General features: G+C 59.8%; 16 protein-coding genes. 12 read left to right on the top strand and 4 right to left on the bottom strand.

All coding sequences use genetic code 11. The features are described from left to right. The first annotated feature begins 19 nt into the window (after positions 1 to 19). From AC0J1C_RS01770 to AC0J1C_RS01730, 9 genes are all read left to right on the top strand, one after another. Entirely contained in the window at positions 20 to 631 is a 612-nt protein-coding gene (locus AC0J1C_RS01770; RefSeq protein WP_091990131.1) for a TorD/DmsD family molecular chaperone, read from the top strand. A gap of 39 nt (positions 632 to 670) precedes the next feature. Continuing rightward, entirely contained in the window at positions 671 to 862 is a 192-nt protein-coding gene (locus AC0J1C_RS01765; protein ID WP_375191489.1) for a twin-arginine translocation signal domain-containing protein, read from the top strand. A gap of 91 nt (positions 863 to 953) precedes the next feature. Further along, the gene (locus tag AC0J1C_RS01760) at positions 954 to 3,839 is read left to right on the top strand and encodes a formate dehydrogenase subunit alpha (RefSeq protein WP_473045370.1); all 2,886 of its coding nucleotides are present in this window, start codon (positions 954 to 956) and stop codon (positions 3,837 to 3,839) included. A gap of 15 nt (positions 3,840 to 3,854) precedes the next feature. Continuing rightward, complete coding sequence (gene fdh3B, locus AC0J1C_RS01755) at positions 3,855 to 4,463, top strand: formate dehydrogenase FDH3 subunit beta (RefSeq protein ID WP_091990122.1); 609 nt, start codon at positions 3,855 to 3,857, stop codon at positions 4,461 to 4,463. A gap of 88 nt (positions 4,464 to 4,551) precedes the next feature. Then, positions 4,552 to 5,727, top strand: coding sequence for a formate dehydrogenase subunit gamma (locus AC0J1C_RS01750; RefSeq protein ID WP_473045368.1), 1,176 nt, complete (start codon positions 4,552 to 4,554; stop codon positions 5,725 to 5,727). Then, positions 5,724 to 5,849 carry a hypothetical protein gene (locus tag AC0J1C_RS01745; protein WP_375191485.1) on the top strand — a complete coding sequence of 42 codons (126 nt, stop codon included), beginning with the start codon at positions 5,724 to 5,726 and terminating at the stop codon, positions 5,847 to 5,849. Before AC0J1C_RS01750 ends, AC0J1C_RS01745 begins: the two co-directional genes overlap by 4 nt. Then, positions 5,842 to 6,081 carry a sulfurtransferase TusA family protein gene (locus tag AC0J1C_RS01740; protein WP_473045367.1) on the top strand — a complete coding sequence of 80 codons (240 nt, stop codon included), beginning with the start codon at positions 5,842 to 5,844 and terminating at the stop codon, positions 6,079 to 6,081. Before AC0J1C_RS01745 ends, AC0J1C_RS01740 begins: the two co-directional genes overlap by 8 nt. 94 nt (positions 6,082 to 6,175) lie before the next feature. Next, positions 6,176 to 6,421 carry a hypothetical protein gene (locus AC0J1C_RS01735; protein ID WP_473045366.1) on the top strand — a complete coding sequence of 82 codons (246 nt, stop codon included), beginning with the start codon at positions 6,176 to 6,178 and terminating at the stop codon, positions 6,419 to 6,421. A gap of 186 nt (positions 6,422 to 6,607) precedes the next feature. Continuing rightward, complete coding sequence (locus tag AC0J1C_RS01730) at positions 6,608 to 8,533, top strand: methyl-accepting chemotaxis protein (RefSeq protein ID WP_473045365.1); 1,926 nt, start codon at positions 6,608 to 6,610, stop codon at positions 8,531 to 8,533. Here AC0J1C_RS01730 and AC0J1C_RS01725 read toward each other — a convergent pair. Further along, complete coding sequence (locus AC0J1C_RS01725; RefSeq protein ID WP_473045364.1) at positions 8,521 to 9,210, bottom strand: hypothetical protein; 690 nt, start codon at positions 9,208 to 9,210, stop codon at positions 8,521 to 8,523. The genes AC0J1C_RS01730 and AC0J1C_RS01725 overlap by 13 nt on opposite strands. A 276-nt stretch (positions 9,211 to 9,486) precedes the next feature. On the opposite strand from AC0J1C_RS01725, the gene AC0J1C_RS01720 reads away from it, so the two are divergent. Genes AC0J1C_RS01720 through AC0J1C_RS01710 form a run of 3 tightly spaced genes read left to right on the top strand, consistent with a single transcriptional unit; the run spans position 9,487 to position 14,394 of the window. After that, positions 9,487 to 11,061 carry an NADH-quinone oxidoreductase subunit L gene (locus AC0J1C_RS01720; RefSeq protein WP_473045363.1) on the top strand — a complete coding sequence of 525 codons (1,575 nt, stop codon included), beginning with the start codon at positions 9,487 to 9,489 and terminating at the stop codon, positions 11,059 to 11,061. Then, positions 11,061 to 13,412, top strand: a complete 2,352-nt coding sequence (locus AC0J1C_RS01715) for a YbcC family protein (protein WP_473045362.1) — start codon at positions 11,061 to 11,063, stop codon at positions 13,410 to 13,412. Before AC0J1C_RS01720 ends, AC0J1C_RS01715 begins: the two co-directional genes overlap by 1 nt. Further along, complete coding sequence (locus AC0J1C_RS01710) at positions 13,405 to 14,394, top strand: L-threonylcarbamoyladenylate synthase (RefSeq protein WP_473045361.1); 990 nt, start codon at positions 13,405 to 13,407, stop codon at positions 14,392 to 14,394. The genes AC0J1C_RS01715 and AC0J1C_RS01710 overlap by 8 nt, the downstream gene beginning before the upstream one ends. Here AC0J1C_RS01710 and nei read toward each other — a convergent pair. From nei to AC0J1C_RS01695, 3 genes are all read right to left on the bottom strand, one after another. Beyond that, complete coding sequence (gene nei / locus AC0J1C_RS01705; protein ID WP_473045360.1) at positions 14,391 to 15,233, bottom strand: endonuclease VIII; 843 nt, start codon at positions 15,231 to 15,233, stop codon at positions 14,391 to 14,393. The two genes, AC0J1C_RS01710 and nei, sit on opposite strands and share 4 nt — an antisense overlap. Before the next feature lie 108 nt (positions 15,234 to 15,341). After that, positions 15,342 to 15,629 (bottom strand): hypothetical protein, encoded by a 288-nt coding sequence (locus AC0J1C_RS01700; RefSeq protein WP_375191476.1) that lies wholly within the window; start codon positions 15,627 to 15,629, stop codon positions 15,342 to 15,344. 123 nt (positions 15,630 to 15,752) lie between these two features. Next, positions 15,753 to 16,391 carry a hypothetical protein gene (locus AC0J1C_RS01695; RefSeq protein WP_473045358.1) on the bottom strand — a complete coding sequence of 213 codons (639 nt, stop codon included), beginning with the start codon at positions 16,389 to 16,391 and terminating at the stop codon, positions 15,753 to 15,755. Between the last annotated feature and the right edge of the window lie 106 nt (positions 16,392 to 16,497).

Raw genomic sequence — 16,497 nt, 5'->3', positions numbered from 1 at the left:
TAATTAGAAGGAAACCGACTTGACTGACACGGCGGAAATCCAGTGCCCTCGTTCGATCACCGAAGAAGATCGCGCCAGGGCTCAAATCTATCAGTTGCTGGGCGTGCTGCTGGCCAACCCGCCCACGGCGGAATTGTTGCAGGGTCTGTCATCCCTCCAGGGTGACGACACGCCTCTGGGCCAGGCCTCGAAAAACCTGGCCGCACTGGCCGAGCGCACCAACCCTCACGATGTCGAGCGGGAGTTCAACAACCTGTTTGTTGGCCTCGGTCGTGGCGAACTCCTGCCCTACGCCAGCTATTACCTCACCGGCTTCCTGAACGAGAAGCCCCTGGCGGAACTGCGAACCGACCTGATGTCCCGCGGCATCAAGGCGCGCAGCGACGTAAAAGAACCCGAAGACCACATCTGCACGCTCTGTGAAATCATGGCCGGCATCATCACCGGCGCCTTTCCCTGTGACAGCGATGTGGCCTCTCAGAAAGCCTTTTTCGACGCTCACCTTGCCAAGTGGGCGGAACTGTTTTTTACCGACTTGGAAGAAGCGCAAAGCGCTGTCTTCTACGCGCCGGTTGGCTCGCTTGGGCGGGCTTTCATGGCGGTGGAAGCGGAGGCCTTTGCAATTCAGTAACCGGGATCGAAGATCCCTTAACCCAGGGGGAGGTGTCCAATGGACAACCCGAAGCGTGAAAACAGCCGTCGCCATTTTCTGAAAATGGCCGCCGTTGCAGCTCCAGCTGCCGTGGCAATGACGGTTGCACCGAACGCCGCAGCCGAGGTGGTCAGGAAAGACGCGCCGAAAAGCCGCGGATTACGTGATACCGAACACACACGTAAGTATTTCGAATCGGCTCGCTTTTAACGGGGGTTTGAGTTGATCAAGGTTGCGAAAGGCCCTTGAGAGACTGAGCTTTCCGGAAAAACGAGAATAATAAAAGAGAGAGGTATGAGACATGTTAAGGAAGAAGACCAACGGGGTAGCGAAAGGCCCCCGTGCAGGCTCCTTGCTTTCTTCACTCGCTGCCAAGACTCTGGACCGTCGTCAGTTCCTGACAACCTCCGGTGTAGCGGTGGGTGGCCTTGCAGCGCTGTCGCTGACATCCGGACGGGTTGAGGCTGCCGCCCCGACCACCGGTGGTGGCGAAGTGGTTGTCAAGAAATCCGTCTGTACACACTGCTCGGTCGGCTGCACGGTAGAAGCCGAAGTCCAGAACGGTGTGTGGACCGGCCAGGAACCCGGCTGGGACAGCCCCTTCAATATGGGCGCCCACTGTGCCAAGGGCGCGTCGGTACGGGAGCACGCCCACGGCGAGCGTCGTCTGAAAACCCCCATGAAGATGGTCAACGGCCAGTGGCAGAAGATTTCCTGGGACACCGCCATCAACGAAATCGGCGACAAGATGATGCAGATCCGCGAGGAAAGCGGTCCCGATTCCGTGTACTGGCTGGGCAGCGCCAAGTTCAACAACGAACAGGCCTACCTGTTCCGCAAGTTTGCTGCCTACTGGGGTACCAACAACGTCGACCACCAGGCGCGGATCTGTCACTCGACAACCGTTGCCGGCGTAGCCAACACCTGGGGCTACGGTGCGATGACCAACTCGTACAACGACATCCACAATTCCAAGGCCATCTTCCTGATTGGCGGTAACCCGGCAGAAGCCCACCCGGTCTCCCTGCTGCACGTACTGAAGGCCAAGGAAGAAAACAACGCGCCGCTGATCGTCTGCGACCCGCGCTTCACCCGTACCGCTGCCCACGCTGACGAATTCGTCCGCTTCCGTCCGGGCACCGACGTGGCCCTGGTCTGGGGTATTCTCTGGCACATCTTCGAGAACGGCTGGGAAGACAAGGAATTCATTCGCACACGCGTTTACGGCATGGAAGATATCCGCGCCGAAGTCGCCAAGTGGACTCCGGAAGAGGTAGAGCGAGTCACCGGCGCGCCGGGTGCGCAGCTTGAGCGCGTTGCCCGCACTATGGTCAACAACCGCCCCGGCACCGTGATCTGGTGTATGGGTGGTACCCAGCACACCAACGGTAACAACAACACCCGCGCCTACTGCGTACTGCAGCTGGCCCTGGGCAACATGGGCGTCGCCGGTGGCGGCACCAACATCTTCCGTGGTCACGACAACGTACAGGGTGCCACCGATCTGGGCGTGCTCGCCGACACCCTGCCTGGCTACTACGGCCTGGCGGCTGGCTCCTGGGCCCACTGGGCGCGCGTCTGGGAAGAGGATCTCGACTGGCTGAAAGGCCGCTTTGCGGTATGGGACAAGGATGGCAAATCCCGGGCCATGATGAACGAGAAGGGCATCCCGGTATCACGCTGGATCGACGGCGTGCTGGAAGCCAAGGAAAACCTGGAACAGCCGGACAATACCCGGGCCATGGTGCTGTGGGGCCACGCGCCCAACTCCCAGACCCGGATGACGGAAATGAAGGAAGCCATGGAGAAGCTCGACCTGCTGGTCGTTGTGGATCCCTTCCCCACCGTTTCCGCCGTGCTGCATGATCGTAAAGAGGGCGCGTACCTGCTGCCCACCACGACCCAGTTCGAGACCTACGGTTCCGTGACCGCCTCCAACCGTTCACTGCAGTGGCGGGAGAAAGTGGTGGAGCCGCTGTTCGACTCCAAGGTCGACCACGAGATCATGAAGCTGTTCGCGGACAAGTTCGGCTTTACCGATCGCATGTTCCGCAACATTGCCATCAACGGCGATGAACCGTCGATCGAAGACATCACCCGCGAGTTCAACCGCGGTATGTGGACCATCGGTTACACCGGCCAGTCGCCGGAGCGTCTGAAGAAGCACATGCAGTACCAGCATCACTTCGACAAGACCACCCTGCGCGCTGTCGGCGGTCCCTGTGACGGTGATTTCTACGGCCTACCATGGCCGTGCTGGGGTACCCCGGAAATGAACCACCCGGGCACCGCCAACCTGTACGATATGTCGCTGCCAGTCTCCCAAGGCGGTCTGACCTTCCGTGCACGCTTTGGTGTTGAACACAACGGCCAGAACATTCTGGCAGACGGTGTGTACTCCAAGAACTCCGAGATCAAGGACGGCTACCCCGAGTTCACCATGCAGATGCTGATGGACCTGGGTTGGGATGGCGATCTGACAGCCGAGGAGCGTGCAGCCATTGACGCCGTGGCAGGTCCGGAAACCAACTGGAAAACCGACCTGTCCGGTGGCATCCAGCGTGTGGCAATCAAGCACGAATGTGCGCCGTTTGGTAACGCCAAGGCACGGGCCATCGTCTGGAACTTCCCGGATCCTGTGCCGCTGCACCGCGAGCCGCTGTACACGCCGCGTCGCGATCTCGTGGCCGACTACCCGACCTACGAGGACAAGACCTTCTGGCGAGTACCAACGCTGTATGAAACCATCCAGCAGAAGGACTTCAGCAAGGAGTTCCCGATCATCCTCACCTCCGGCCGTCTGGTCGAATACGAGGGTGGCGGTGACGAAACCCGTTCGAACCCCTGGCTGGCAGAACTTCAGCAGGAGATGTTCATTGAAGTGAATCCTCGTGATGCCAACAACCTGAACATCCGTGACGGTCACGATGTCTGGGTCCATGGCCCCGAGGGAGCGAAGATCAAGGTCAAGGCCATGATCACGGAACGTGTAGGAGAAGGCGTAGCCTTTATGCCCTTCCACTTCGGCGGGCACTACCAGGGCAAGGACCTGCGGGACAAGTACCCCAAGGGCGCTGACCCCATCGTTCTGGGTGAATCCACCAACACCGTTCAAACATACGGGTACGACTCGGTCACGCAGATGCAAGAGACCAAGGCAACCCTATGTTCGATCATGCCGGCATAAAGAGAGGTGTAGACCATGGCACTTGAAGGACAAGCAAGAGCAAAATTCCTTTGCGACGCCGAGCGCTGCATCGAATGTAATGCCTGCGTGACGGCCTGTAAGAATGAGCACGAAGTTCCCTGGGGTATCAACCGCCGCCGGGTAGTCACCATCGAGGATGGCAAACCCGGTGAACGTTCGATCTCGGTAGCCTGCATGCACTGTTCAGATGCGCCCTGTATGGCCGTCTGCCCGGTGGACTGCTTCTACCAGACCGAAGACGGCATCGTGCTGCACTCCAAGGATCTGTGTATCGGTTGTGGCTATTGCTTCTACGCTTGCCCGTTCGGTGCGCCGCAGTTCCCGCAAGCGGGCAACTTCGGCAGCCGGGGCAAGATGGACAAGTGCACGTTCTGTGCAGGCGGTCCGGAAGAAGACAACTCCACGGTTGAGTTCCAGAAGTACGGACGCAACCGTATTGCCGAAGGCAAACTGCCGATCTGTGCGGAAATGTGCTCTACCAAAGCCCTGTTGGCCGGTGACGGCGACGAGGTGGCGGACATCTATCGCCAGCGCGTGGTGAACCGCGGATTCGGTTCCGGCGCCTGGGGATGGGGCACAGCCTACGAGAAGAAGGGCGCATAAACTGGCCCGACCGATTCGGGGCCCTTCGGGGCCCCGTTGTCGGTTACGGCAACAATTTCTTCTTGTTGATTCCGCTGGAGTGCTCTAGATGAACAAAAAACTATTAGGTGTCGTCGGCCTGTTGCTTGCGATGCTGATGTTAAACCCTGTGTGGGCGCAGGACATTCCGGAACCGGAACGAAGCGCGACCGGCGGGGCTCAAACCCTCGAAGATATCCTGCGACGCCAAAAACAGCTGGAAGTCGACGACAGTTTCCGCTCCCAGAACCTCGGTAACCCCGAAAACGCTCCGCCAATCTCGGCACCCCTGGGGACCCGGGGCGGCGTCTCTGATTCGGAAAACTGGCGAGCTATCCGCTACAACGAGATCGACCCCAGCACGCAGGTCCGTGGCCCTGCCGCTGACGTTCTGATTCAGGACGGCGGCATGCCCTGGTACAAGCTCCGTGAGGGTCCGGTTATTACCTACGGTGGTGGCGCACTGCTTGCGATCATCGCTCTGCTGGTGGTGTTCTATTTCGTCCGTGGCCGGATCATGATTGATGGCGGGCCTGCGGGCACAACCATCGAACGGTTCAAGGCCATCGAACGATTCGGCCACTGGCTGCTCGCCGGTTCCTTCATCGCATTGGGCCTCACCGGCCTGATCACGCTGATGGGCCGCAGCTTCCTGATTCCGGTCCTGGGGCCCGACGCTTTCGCAACCCTGGCTGCCGGTTCCAAGTGGCTGCACAACAACGTGGCCTGGGCGTTCATGCTGGGCCTGGTCATGACGTTCGTGATGTGGGTATCCCACAACATCCCCAACAAGCTGGACTGGCAGTGGTTGAAGGCAGGCGGCGGTATCATTGGCAGCGGCCATCACCCCTCGGCGAAGAAGTTCAATGCCGGACAGAAGATTGTGTTCTGGACCGTCATGATTCTCGGCTTCTCCGTATCACTGTCCGGACTGTCACTGCTGTTCCCGTTCCAGATGCCCATGTTTGCTGACACCTTCGGCGTCATCAACAGCATTCTTGGAACCAGCTTCCCGACCGACCTGGCGCCCCATGAAGAGATGCAGTACGCCAACATCTGGCACTCGATCGTCGCCTTCATCATGATGGTGGCCATCATCGCGCACATCTACATCGGCTCTGTCGGAATGGAGGGTGCGTTTGATGCCATGGGCAACGGCCAGGTGGATCTGGAATGGGCCCGCCAGCACCATGACCTGTGGGTGGCTGAGGTTGAGGCCAAACAGGGCAAGGGAGGATCATCATGAAAGTCATGATTTCCGCGTTTGTCGCAGCGCTGGTCATAGCGTTCGCAGCTCCGCCAGTGCTGAACCAGTTCGGTTGGTCTTCCGCCGAGCAGACCAGCACCGAGAGTGTCCGTCTTGACTGAGCAAACCAGGGTATACCAGATCGACGCAGTCGGTCTGGTATGCCCACTCCCCATACTGCGTTTCAAGAAGCGCACCCAGGGTCTTCCCAGCGGTACCGAGGTCGATTTCCTGGCCGACGATCCCAGCGGTCGTAAAGACCTGCAGGCACTGTGCGAGATCACCGGCCACCGGATTGAATGGATCGAGGAAGAAGAAGCCGGGGTAACCCGATACCGAATCCGCCTGGCCTGATTATCAAATCCTATCGTTCTTTTTGAGATCCATAGCAATAAAGCGATCGTACTTCGCCCCTCTCGATTCAATCACCTCGACACGGAGCTGTAGTATGAGGGACGGAAAACAACCGGTGTTTTTGACCACCGACCAGATTGCCACGCTGCAGGACATGATTCTGGAAAAACAGTATCAGCTCGCCGCAGCTCAGGCTGAAAACCTTCAGTCAACCGATTACGCGAAGCTCAGTGAGAAGATGAGCCACACCACGGACCTTCTCATGACTCTTTCGAATGCGCTCCCGGAGCCCGGAGAATCCGACCCCGCCCCCCTGCAAGAACTCCGGGAGAGCGCCTGAGCCCGTCAGTGGCCACCTTGGGGACGTTTTCGAGCATCCGGAGGGGTCCTCGGCCACAACCCGACAATCTCACTCTTTGGTCGAACAGCACCCATTTTCTTCTCACGCTTTTCCAAAACAGGTCGTTAATAGAACAAAAGTCATCGCCATCGGTGGCAGCAAGGACTTGTTACGGGGGAAGAAAACATGTCCATCAGGAAACTGTTTATTGTCTGGATATCGGTTGTACTGCTGGCAATCGCCCTGATTGTCAGTGGTTTGATTGCATTCCGAACCCAGCAAACCATCACTTCGGACGTCGTCGATCGCAAAAACGATCTGGTTGAGGAAATCACCGGAATGCTCACTATTACCGATGAGCTGATGTCCAAACGGGTGCAGAACTCCCTGAACCTCATGATCGAGCGTGGAAACCAGCTGGGTGAAGCTCGGGTTCAGGGCACCGAGGTGGTGGCCGGGCAACCCAGGCCAGCGCTGTATCTGGGCGACACGCTGATCAACAACAACTTTGAACTGGTGGATGGCATCACCAAAGTGATGGGCGGCACGGCGACGCTGTTTGTTCGTGACGGTCAGGACTTCGTGAGGGTGTCGACCAATGTGAAAAAGGACGACGGCTCCCGGGCGATCGGCACCACCCTCAACATGGCTGGTGCGGCTGGTCGCGCCATCAGCCGAGGCGAGGCTTACTTTGGCCAGGTGGATATCCTCGGCAACCCTTACCTCACCGCCTACAGCCCGATACGCAACGCGGCCAATCAGGTTGTCGGTATCTGGTACGTTGGCTACTCCGCCGACCTTAAAGAACTGGAACAGGCGATCACGTCCTCAAGCCTCCTTGAAAATGGCTTTGTGGCACTGGTCGACGACAAAGACCGGCTCAGGATGCACTCGGACACTATCGCTTCCGAGCAACTGCAGGGCATTCTCGAACAAGGCTCTGATGGCTGGCAGCTTGACCGCATCGTATTCGAACCCTGGGGCTATCAGATTGTCACCGGATACTCAGAGGCGGAAGTCTCTGCCATGGTGCGCAACCAGACGGTAAGCGCGATTGTCGCCATTCTGGTAGGAGGTCTCATTCTAATCGGTGTGCTGAGTGCGCTGGCACAGCTGGTTGTCGCACGGCCTTTGCAGAACATGATCGCCGCAATTGATGATATTGCCAGCGGCGGTGGCGACCTGACGGTCCGTTTCAACCCGAAAGGTAAGAGCGAACTGGATGCCATGGCGCGAGGATTCGATCGTCTGCTGGAGCGACTCCAGGCAACCATTTCCGAAACCAAGGAGTCCTCGGAAAGCCTGGTGGACGCGTCCACCAGGCTACGCGGCATTTCCGCAGACTCGGCGACGGTAGTATACCGGCAGACCGGCGAGACGGCACAGGTCGCCACAGCCATGAACGAGATGACTGCAACGGCCCAGAACGTGGCGGAGAGTGCCTCCAGAGCGGAGAGTATTGCCCGGGAAGCCGATGGCCTCGCGGAGAGCGGCCAGTCACTGATCAAGCAGACCACGGCGAAAATTCAGAATCAGCTCGACAACAATGAGCGCTCCACCCAGACCAGTGCTTCCCTCAAGGAAGCCTCGGACAACATTGGCAGCATACTCGCCGTGATCGAGAACATTTCAGAACAGACCAATCTGCTGGCCCTGAACGCCGCTATCGAAGCCGCGCGCGCCGGAGAACACGGGCGAGGCTTCGCGGTGGTTTCCGATGAAGTACGAAACCTCGCCCGCCGCACCCAGGAGTCCATCAAGGAAATTCAGGCCCAGATCAACCACCTTCAGGAAGGTGTGGCCAGTGTGACAGATGTTATTGAGGTGGGCAGTCGGTTGGCCAACGAAACCAGCGGAATGATCCGTGAAACCGGCAACGCAATCGATGCCCTTCGAGAGAGCGTCCTGGCCATTCGCGACACCAACATCGAAATGGCAGGAGCCGCCGAACAACAAAGCAGAGTGTCAGAGGACATCAACCAACGTCTCGAACACATTCGGGAAATGGCCGCAAACAGCGAGCAAAATGCGACATCAACCAATGAAGCGGCGGAGAGCCTCGAGCGTCTTGCAGAGACACTGAAAACCCGGTTGGGATCCTATCGGACCTGAGAAACGGACTGCTCGGGTAGCTGACGGCAGCGGTCACTGGCCTGGTTGAGAGACCGGGCCAGTTCGGGGAGCGTGTTGCGGACATAGTAGGCGACGTCCAGATCGCGAACTTTCTCGGCGGTCAGGTCGCCCTGCTTCGATTCCGCCAGGGTACCGTAGGTTTTTTCAGTAATGAGCACATAGTCGGCACGTCCCAGCCGGAGCATGGCGATGGCCTGCTGCCACTCGCTGACCTCGAATGTCGGCCCCTCAAGATCCCGTAACAGGGCCTTGCCGGCAAATCCGCGAACATAGACATAGCGGGCCTTGTCCTCATGAGGCCTGGCCTTGTTGGCCGACAGAGAGATTCGCAGATAGCTGGACTTAACAACGGTATCCCCGAACACCGCAAACCGGTCACGGGCGGGGTCCTGAACCAGCGGCAGCCCCACGTCAATGCGCCCCAGCTCAAGTTCATGGACCAGCCTGGCCAGAGGCAGCGTCACGAAATCATATCGGTAGCCTGCGCCATCCAGAATACAGCGGTAGGCCCCGGCTATCGGCCCGTAGAGGCCATTTTCGCCAACAGCGACGACGTTACTGAACTCCTGCCCGACCCCAACCCGGTAGCTTCTGTTTTCTCCATGCGCCGGGAGGAGCGTGCACAACATGGCAGCCAACGCCAACAGCCTACCCATCAATTTCAGCTCCGTTACTTGTTATCGACTGCGCACACGATCACTTGCTGCCAGAATCGCATGTAGCACCACTATAAGCCTTTGGCTCTCCCGAGGTACATACAGGGGCTGTACAGATTGGGTAACCGGTACTGCAAAAAGGTTACAGAAACACCCGAAATGACAGATCGCTTGTTCGTTAATTTAGAACGTTTCGTCCGGATATATATATTTTTATTCACGTAAAAAGCCCGGGATACTACGCCTACTCACTTATCGCTGATTACGGGGTCCTTCATGTTCGATATCCAGCACATCGAACCCTTGCTCTTGCTCCTGGTACCGCTGTCGTACGGCATCGGCGCTTTCGCTACCGCGAGATCAGGCCAGAGGGCGAGTGTGCTGATACGGTCGGCCGTCTTCAGACTGGCGTTCGCCTTCGCGCTGGTTGCGGCCATCGGCAGCGTTTGGTGGCCGGTATCGGCAACCTGGCTGAGCCAGGCTCCCCTGGCCTTCATCATGTTGCTGCTGATCACCCTGCTGGGTATGGTGCTCGGGCAGTTTTCCGAAAGGTACCTGGCGGGGGATCCCGGGCAGCGCCGCTTCATGGTCTGGCTCCAGGTGATTCTCGCAAGCGTCTCTGTGATTGCCATCACCAACCATCTGGTGATGTTTCTTGTCAGCTGGGTCGCCATCAGTGTGAGCCTGCACCAGTTGCTGATGTTCTTTCCGGATCGCCCCCGTGCCGCCCTGGCCGCCCACAAGAAATTCATCTTCGCGAGACTCGCCGAGCTGTGCCTCGGCATCGCCTTCGTTCTGCTCTACATCCAGTACGATACGCTGCTGGTCGATCAGATTCTGGCCCGGGTTTCCGCAGACGCGGACGTTTCCCCGGGAACGCAGGCCGCGGCCATTCTTATGGCGGTGGCCGCCCTGCTCAAATGTGCCCAGATACCGTTCCATGGCTGGCTTATCCAAGTGGTGGAATCACCCACTCCGGTGTCTGCTCTGCTGCATGCGGGCGTGGTCAACCTTGGCGGGTTCCTGATGATCCTGATGGCACCGCTGATTTCCCAGGTCAGCGCGGCCCAGTGGCTGCTCCTTCTGGTGGCCGGCCCCACCGCGGTGTTTGCCAGCCTGGTGATGATGACGCGTATTTCCATCAAGGTCCGACTGGCCTGGTCCACCTGCTCCCAGATGGGCTGGATGCTCGTGGAGTGCGCGCTGGGCCTCTACGAGCTGGCGCTGCTGCACCTGGTGGCTCACTCCGCCTACAAGGCGCACACCTTCCTCAACGCCGGGAATACCGTGGAGCTGTCGATGAAAAAGCGCCTGGTTACGGTAAACCAACCGGATGGCAAAAAGTGGCTGGCGGCGACCTGCCTGGCAGGACTGTTTGTTGTGCCAACGATGCTCCTCTCCCCCGGATCGGGTGCCGCTCATCATTTCTCCTGGCTTGTTCCGGGGATCGCGCTGGTCATTCTGTTCTCGGAATTCTTCTCCGCCGGCGGTGGTGTTCTTAACAAGGCGAGAGGGCTCTTCATCGGCGCCGCCTTCTGGGCTCTCTACTGGCTCCAGAAAACCTTTTTCAACCTGATGCTGGCACCGCCGAAAAACCCGACCAGCGTGCTTGAGCTTGTCTTTGTCGGCGTGCTCTTCGGGGTTCTCGTACTCGGCTACTACCAGATCCGCTATCACCGTTTCTCTCCAGCCGGTGCACGGCTCTACCGGTTCCTCTTCGCGGCCGGTTACCTGGATGAGTGGTCCACTCGCCTGACCCTGAAAATCTGGCCGGCCAAACTGCCTGACGTGGTGCGGCCAAGGCCCGTTGTCACCGTCTCTTCACCCTCTGGTTCCAGGGAGTCTGCCTGATGCTTACCACCCAAACGACTGAGTCTTCTGAGCAACACAGCAGCACCCCGGACTGGTATGCTGCGGTCACTGAAGCCTGCGACCGCATCTCGCCGTCCTGGCCCCTGGATCAGATGATCGCGGTCAATCCCCTCTGGGAAATGCGCGACCAGCCGTTTGCCGGGGTTGCCTCGCGCATGGCGGCGCTGAATGGCACCTGCTGCCAGAATCATGCGGCGCTCCACAGCCTGGGCGACACCCCGGCGTCGGCCGAGACCGCCCACATGCCCGAGCACTGGCAGAACCTCAGTGCCCAGCTGGATCGCAATCGTGACACCGCGCACCAGGTCGGCTGGCAGGATGAGGTGGTGCACCAGATCAGCCAGTTCTGCGGCGACTACTTCCAGCGCCTCGACGCCGGTGACTTCCAGGCCGATGCCCAGGATCTTTATTACAGCTGGCTGCAGATGACGCGGGCGGATCGGGGCATTGCCATTGTTATGGGGGAGCCCTCACTGCCCTCGCAGTTCCAGGTTCTGCCCGATCGGTATGAAAAACTGATCACCGATGGCTTCAACGCCCTGGCCGCACAGCCCGACCACGCCCCGGACTACGCCCATGCCCTGCTGCTGGACATCAACGGCTGGTCCTCCTGGGCCGCCTATCTGCGCTGGCAGGCCAGGCTCCGTGGCAGCGAGGAAGACCTCATGCCGGGACTGCTGGCCATCCGCCTCGCCTGGGAGCTGGCGATCTGGCGACACGTTCAGCATGGTGGCGGCGCGATCTTCGCCGAGCTGAAACGTCACTGGCTCAGGCAATGGCAAGAGTGGCCAGAAATGCTGCATACCCATGAGCAGTCCCAGATTGCCGGCTGGCACCATCAGACCGAGGCGGAAGCAGCGTACCAGTCACGACTGGCGGAAAAGCTGCTGTCCGGGACTGCCCGTGAAGGCGTCCCGGATGATCAGCCCCTGAAGCTGCAGGCTGCCTTCTGCATCGACGTACGCTCGGAAATTTTTCGCCGAGCGCTTGAGGCACAGGACAAAGCCATCCAGACTCTCGGCTTTGCCGGTTTCTTCGGGCTGCCCATTTCCTACCGACCCAAGGGCACCGGATTCTCCCGGCCCCAGTTGCCCGGCCTGCTTGCTCCGGCGCTGGAAGTCTCGGAAGTCGAGGCGTCGTCCAGCTTCCGACAGCAGTCGCTGGCCAACCACGTTCACTGGTCGCAGTTCTCCAACGCCGGGCCGGCGAGTTTCAGCTTTATCGAAAGCATGGGGCTGGCGGGTCTCGCGCGCATGGTCCGCAAAACCTTTTTCGGCAAAGCCTCGGAAAACCCGGTCGACAAGCTACACAGGGACCAGACCGAGTTCGAAATCCGAAAGGATGGCACTTTGCTGGGCGCCGAGGAAAAGGCGGAACTGGCGGAGGGAATTCTCCGCGCCATGACGCTGACGGACCGGTTTGCCCCCATCGTACTGCTGGTCGGACACGGCAGCAGCACACGTAACAACCCCCACGCCGCCGGCCTTGACTGCGGTGCCTGTGGTGGCCAGACGGGCTCGGTCAATGTCCGGGTTCTTGCCGGCATTCTGAACGACCCGGACGTACGCGCGGCCCTGGCCGAGCGCGGGCTGAGCATTCCCTCCGGGACGCGTTTCGTAGGGGCACTGCACAACACCACCACGGACGAAGTGGAGTGCACCGGTGAGGTGCCTGGCGAGATCGCGGACTTCCTCGCCCGTGCCGGGGCCCAGGCACGCCGCGAGCGGGCGACCCGTCTGGGCATCGCCAACGAGCAGGATGTCGACAGCGCCATCCGAAAGCGCAGCCAGGACTGGTCAGAGGTACGGCCCGAGTGGGGCCTGGCCGGCAACGCGAGCTTCATCGTGGCTCCCCGCTCAGCGACCCGGGGCCTGGATCTGGAGGGGCGAAGCTTCCTGCACGACTACCATTGGCGCGACGATGAAGGCTTCAAAACCCTTGAGCTGATCATGACCGCGCCCATGGTGGTTACCCATTGGATCAATCTGCAGTACTTCATGTCGGTCACCGATAACCTGCATTACGGCAGCGGCAACAAGGTGCTGCATAATGTGGTGGGTGGCCACATCGGGGTGTTCGAGGGCAACGGCGGCGACCTGCGGATCGGCTTACCCCTGCAGTCGGTGCATGATGGCGAACACTGGGTGCACGAACCTCTGCGCCTGAGCGTATATCTGGCAGCTCCGAAAGAAGCGATTGCGGAGATCGCCCGGAAGCATCCGGTGGTGCAGCAGCTGATCGATAACGACTGGCTGTACCTGTTCCGGATAAACGACGAGCAGACCTCCATTGAACGATATTACCAAGACGAGTGGCTGACCCATGCCTGACACCCTCACGCTGGATGCAACGCGCTCCGCCGACCTGGACCAAGCCGCCAGCCTGCTCCGCAACGGGCACCTGGTGGCAATGCCGACCGAAACGGTATACGGCCTCGCGGCCGATGCCAGCAACGAGCAGGCGGTGCGTAAGGTCTTCGAAGCCAAGCAGCGGCCCATCGGGCACCCACTGATCGTGCACGTTCCGGCGCCGGAACGGATCAGGCTCTGGGTTGAGCACCTGCCAGACACCGCCATTCGGCTTATGGAGGCTTTCTGGCCCGGGCCGCTCACTTTGTTGCTGCCAAAACGGCACGGCGTCAGCGACTTCATTACCGGCGGCAATCCCGGTGTGGCGGTCAGGATGCCGGCCCATCCGGCAACGCTGGCAACCATGGAACGGCTGGGCCGCGATCTCGTTGCCCCTTCCGCCAACCCCTATGGCAGGATCAGCCCGACCTCCGCGGACCACGTGCTCGCTGGTCTTGCCGGAAAGATCGCGGCGGTGCTGGATGGCGGCGACTGTTCCGTCGGCATCGAGTCCACCATCATCGATCTGACCGGCGACACGCCGGTTATTGCCCGGCCCGGGCAGATCTCACAAAATGATATAGAACAATGCCTGGGCCTCACGCTCGCGCCGGGCAAGAGCGCCAGCCAGGCCGTGCCGGGCAGCGTCAAACGGCACTACCAGCCGGTGACGCCTACCGTTGGCGTAGCCACCGAACGTTTTGCCGACCGTCTGCACGCGTTTGCGAGGGCCGGAGGCAGGACCGGTGTGATCTGGTGGCAGACCGCACCGGGAGACAGTGCGTCAGAAGCCATCCGGCTCGGCGCCGATCCGAAAGACTATGCCCGCATGCTCTACACCGCGATGCACGCAATGGACCGGGCCAAGGTCGACCGGATTGTCATCGAGCTTCCGCCCGCGCAGAACCAGTGGCTGGCGGTGCACGATCGCCTCGCCAGGGCCTGTACCGAGCAGACCCGCTAAGCTTCCACGCCCTGACAAACAGGACAGTAGTACAGTCGGCGACTGGCCATAAGAGTTCTGACCAGCGGCGAAGCGCAATCGTGGCAGCGCTCGCCATCGCGGTTGAACACCATGTGCCGCCGCTGGCCAAAAGTCCATCCGGCACGCTTCAGCCGCTCCGCCCGTTCCGGCGGATTGGTGATGCCTTTCAGGCGATAGGTCCGCTGGACCAGGTTAAGAATGGCCGCGACCAGGGCTTTGCGCTGTTGAGTATCCAGGTCCCGGGGTTTCGCCCAGGGCGAGAGCCGGGCTTCGAACAGAATTTCCGAGCGCAGGTAATTGCCAATGCCAGCCACAAACCCCTGGTCGAGCAACAGCCCGCCGAGGTTTCGCCCCCGGAAACGCGGGTCGTCAAACACCGTTAAAAGCTGTTCTGCACTGACTGTCTGGTTGAGCGGGTCCGGCCCAAGCCGGGCAAGGTAAGGTACCTCGGTTAGCTGATCCGGGCGGACCAGCTGAATGTCGGAGGCGCTGTAGAGCCGGGCGGCTTTTTTTGATCCGTAGATCGCAAACCGGAGCTGACGGCTGGTTTTGGGCTCCCGGTCCGGCCGGCCGATTCGCCATTTCCCGTAAAGCTGGTTATGGCTGTATACGCACCAGGGACCGTCCTCGTCGGTGCCTTCGAAGAACACCAACACCGCTTTGCTCCGGGCTTCCACCCGTTCCACTCGTCGGCCACGCAGGGCAGTTTCAAATGCCTTTAAATGATCAAAGGCAAAGAATACAGCCTCTGCCGTTGCGCCGCCGACGGCATTCTCTATGTCGTCCACCATGCGGCGGATTTCGGGACCTTCGGGCATACTCGTTTGCGCTCCACGCCAGTCATCATGCGATTGCAGTCGAGTAATGCCCTACGTTATCCGGATCAAATCGGAGTTGTCCGGTCCCTAAGTTTTTTGCAAGCGTTGTTAGCGCTTGTCGTCTGGCCCGATCAGGTCCGACAGCTGCTTGCGGACCGATTCGATGTTGTCTTCACCGCTTTCCTTGAGCTCATCCAGCTTTTTGCGACCGTCGGAGATCTTGTCCTCCACCGAACGCAAAGCATCTGACGCGCTCTGCTGAATATCGGCGCTGGCCTTTTCGTTTTCCGCTTCGGCCTCTTTCGCCTTGGCATTGGCTTTCAGGGAATCGGCCTGCTTTTCCCACTCTTCCAGCTGCGTTTCGGCTTTTCTGATCAGTTCGTCTTTCAATGACATAGACTGCCTCCTCTGCGGAATGAATAACTCAGAGGAACCCATCCTCAGGAATGAAACCGGAAAACGCAAGTGCAATGGCCGCCACGGGCCTGAACAGACAGTGAGCCACCACCACGGATATCGCTACTGTGACTGATCGGAGCTGTCCGATTCCGAGCGTCCGCGCCGCTCCGGTTGAAGCTCCTGTTCGATCCAGTGGCGCACTTCGTGGCGGTCCCGCCGACGGATCAGCTGTTCGCTGTGAATGTTGTGGGGGAAGATTTCCGGGCCGCCCTCGTGGCGCAGGGTGAAGCTTCGACGCACGCCCACCGGGTACTTGCTGGGACCGTGAATCACCGCCGCCCGCAGTTCCACATCAGTGATATCCTCGAACAGGTAATCGCTGTCGCTGTCTTCGCTCCGGCGCCCCAGGATGATGTTGCGAAACGATCCCAGTACCAGATAGCCGCCCGGCTGCAGCGGGCCCTGCCGCAACACCTGGTGCACGTTGACGTCGTCGGCGCTTACCCGCCGGTACTCGGTGACGGTCATGGTCTTTTCTTCACCGGCCCGGGTGTGAAGCACCGCCTGCACACACTGGACATGCACGGTTTCCTTGCCCATGTTCACCAGCAGACACAGGGCATCGGGATTCTCATTCTGGGCGTGGTGAATCACCAGGTAGGGCCGGTTGTTCCGTTTGTACTGCAGAAAAAACAGCTGGAAATAAACAATCCAGACCAGGGCCATGACCGCGCTGCTGATCGGAGCGACGTATTCCATCCACTCACCCTCCCTTTAACCTGAGTCTTCAGAAGGTTAGCACGATGTCTGCGGTTCGCACGCCCGGGCGGGTCAAGCGTCAATCTGGAAAAAGCGGGGCAGATCG

This window comes from Marinobacter sp. E2, assembly GCF_055755345.1.
Note: the sequence above shows the minus strand (reverse complement) of the source record. Positions and strands in the feature narration are given on the sequence as shown.

What these genes read in the sequence shown, in the direction of transcription:
- AC0J1C_RS01765 (WP_375191489.1), top strand. Translation starts at nt 671, where the DNA reads ATGGACAACCCGAAGCGTGAAAACAGCCGTCGCCATTTTCTGAAAATG.
- AC0J1C_RS01760 (WP_473045370.1), top strand. Translation starts at nt 954, where the DNA reads ATGTTAAGGAAGAAGACCAACGGGGTAGCGAAAGGCCCCCGTGCAGGC.
- fdh3B (WP_091990122.1), top strand. Translation starts at nt 3,855, where the DNA reads ATGGCACTTGAAGGACAAGCAAGAGCAAAATTCCTTTGCGACGCCGAG.
- AC0J1C_RS01750 (WP_473045368.1), top strand. Translation starts at nt 4,552, where the DNA reads ATGAACAAAAAACTATTAGGTGTCGTCGGCCTGTTGCTTGCGATGCTG.
- AC0J1C_RS01745 (WP_375191485.1), top strand. Translation starts at nt 5,724, where the DNA reads ATGAAAGTCATGATTTCCGCGTTTGTCGCAGCGCTGGTCATAGCGTTC.
- AC0J1C_RS01735 (WP_473045366.1), top strand. Translation starts at nt 6,176, where the DNA reads ATGAGGGACGGAAAACAACCGGTGTTTTTGACCACCGACCAGATTGCC.
- AC0J1C_RS01730 (WP_473045365.1), top strand. Translation starts at nt 6,608, where the DNA reads ATGTCCATCAGGAAACTGTTTATTGTCTGGATATCGGTTGTACTGCTG.
- AC0J1C_RS01725 (WP_473045364.1), bottom strand. Translation starts at nt 9,210, where the DNA reads ATGGGTAGGCTGTTGGCGTTGGCTGCCATGTTGTGCACGCTCCTCCCG.
- AC0J1C_RS01720 (WP_473045363.1), top strand. Translation starts at nt 9,487, where the DNA reads ATGTTCGATATCCAGCACATCGAACCCTTGCTCTTGCTCCTGGTACCG.
- AC0J1C_RS01715 (WP_473045362.1), top strand. Translation starts at nt 11,061, where the DNA reads ATGCTTACCACCCAAACGACTGAGTCTTCTGAGCAACACAGCAGCACC.
- AC0J1C_RS01710 (WP_473045361.1), top strand. Translation starts at nt 13,405, where the DNA reads ATGCCTGACACCCTCACGCTGGATGCAACGCGCTCCGCCGACCTGGAC.
- nei (WP_473045360.1), bottom strand. Translation starts at nt 15,233, where the DNA reads ATGCCCGAAGGTCCCGAAATCCGCCGCATGGTGGACGACATAGAGAAT.
- AC0J1C_RS01700 (WP_375191476.1), bottom strand. Translation starts at nt 15,629, where the DNA reads ATGTCATTGAAAGACGAACTGATCAGAAAAGCCGAAACGCAGCTGGAA.
- AC0J1C_RS01695 (WP_473045358.1), bottom strand. Translation starts at nt 16,391, where the DNA reads ATGGAATACGTCGCTCCGATCAGCAGCGCGGTCATGGCCCTGGTCTGG.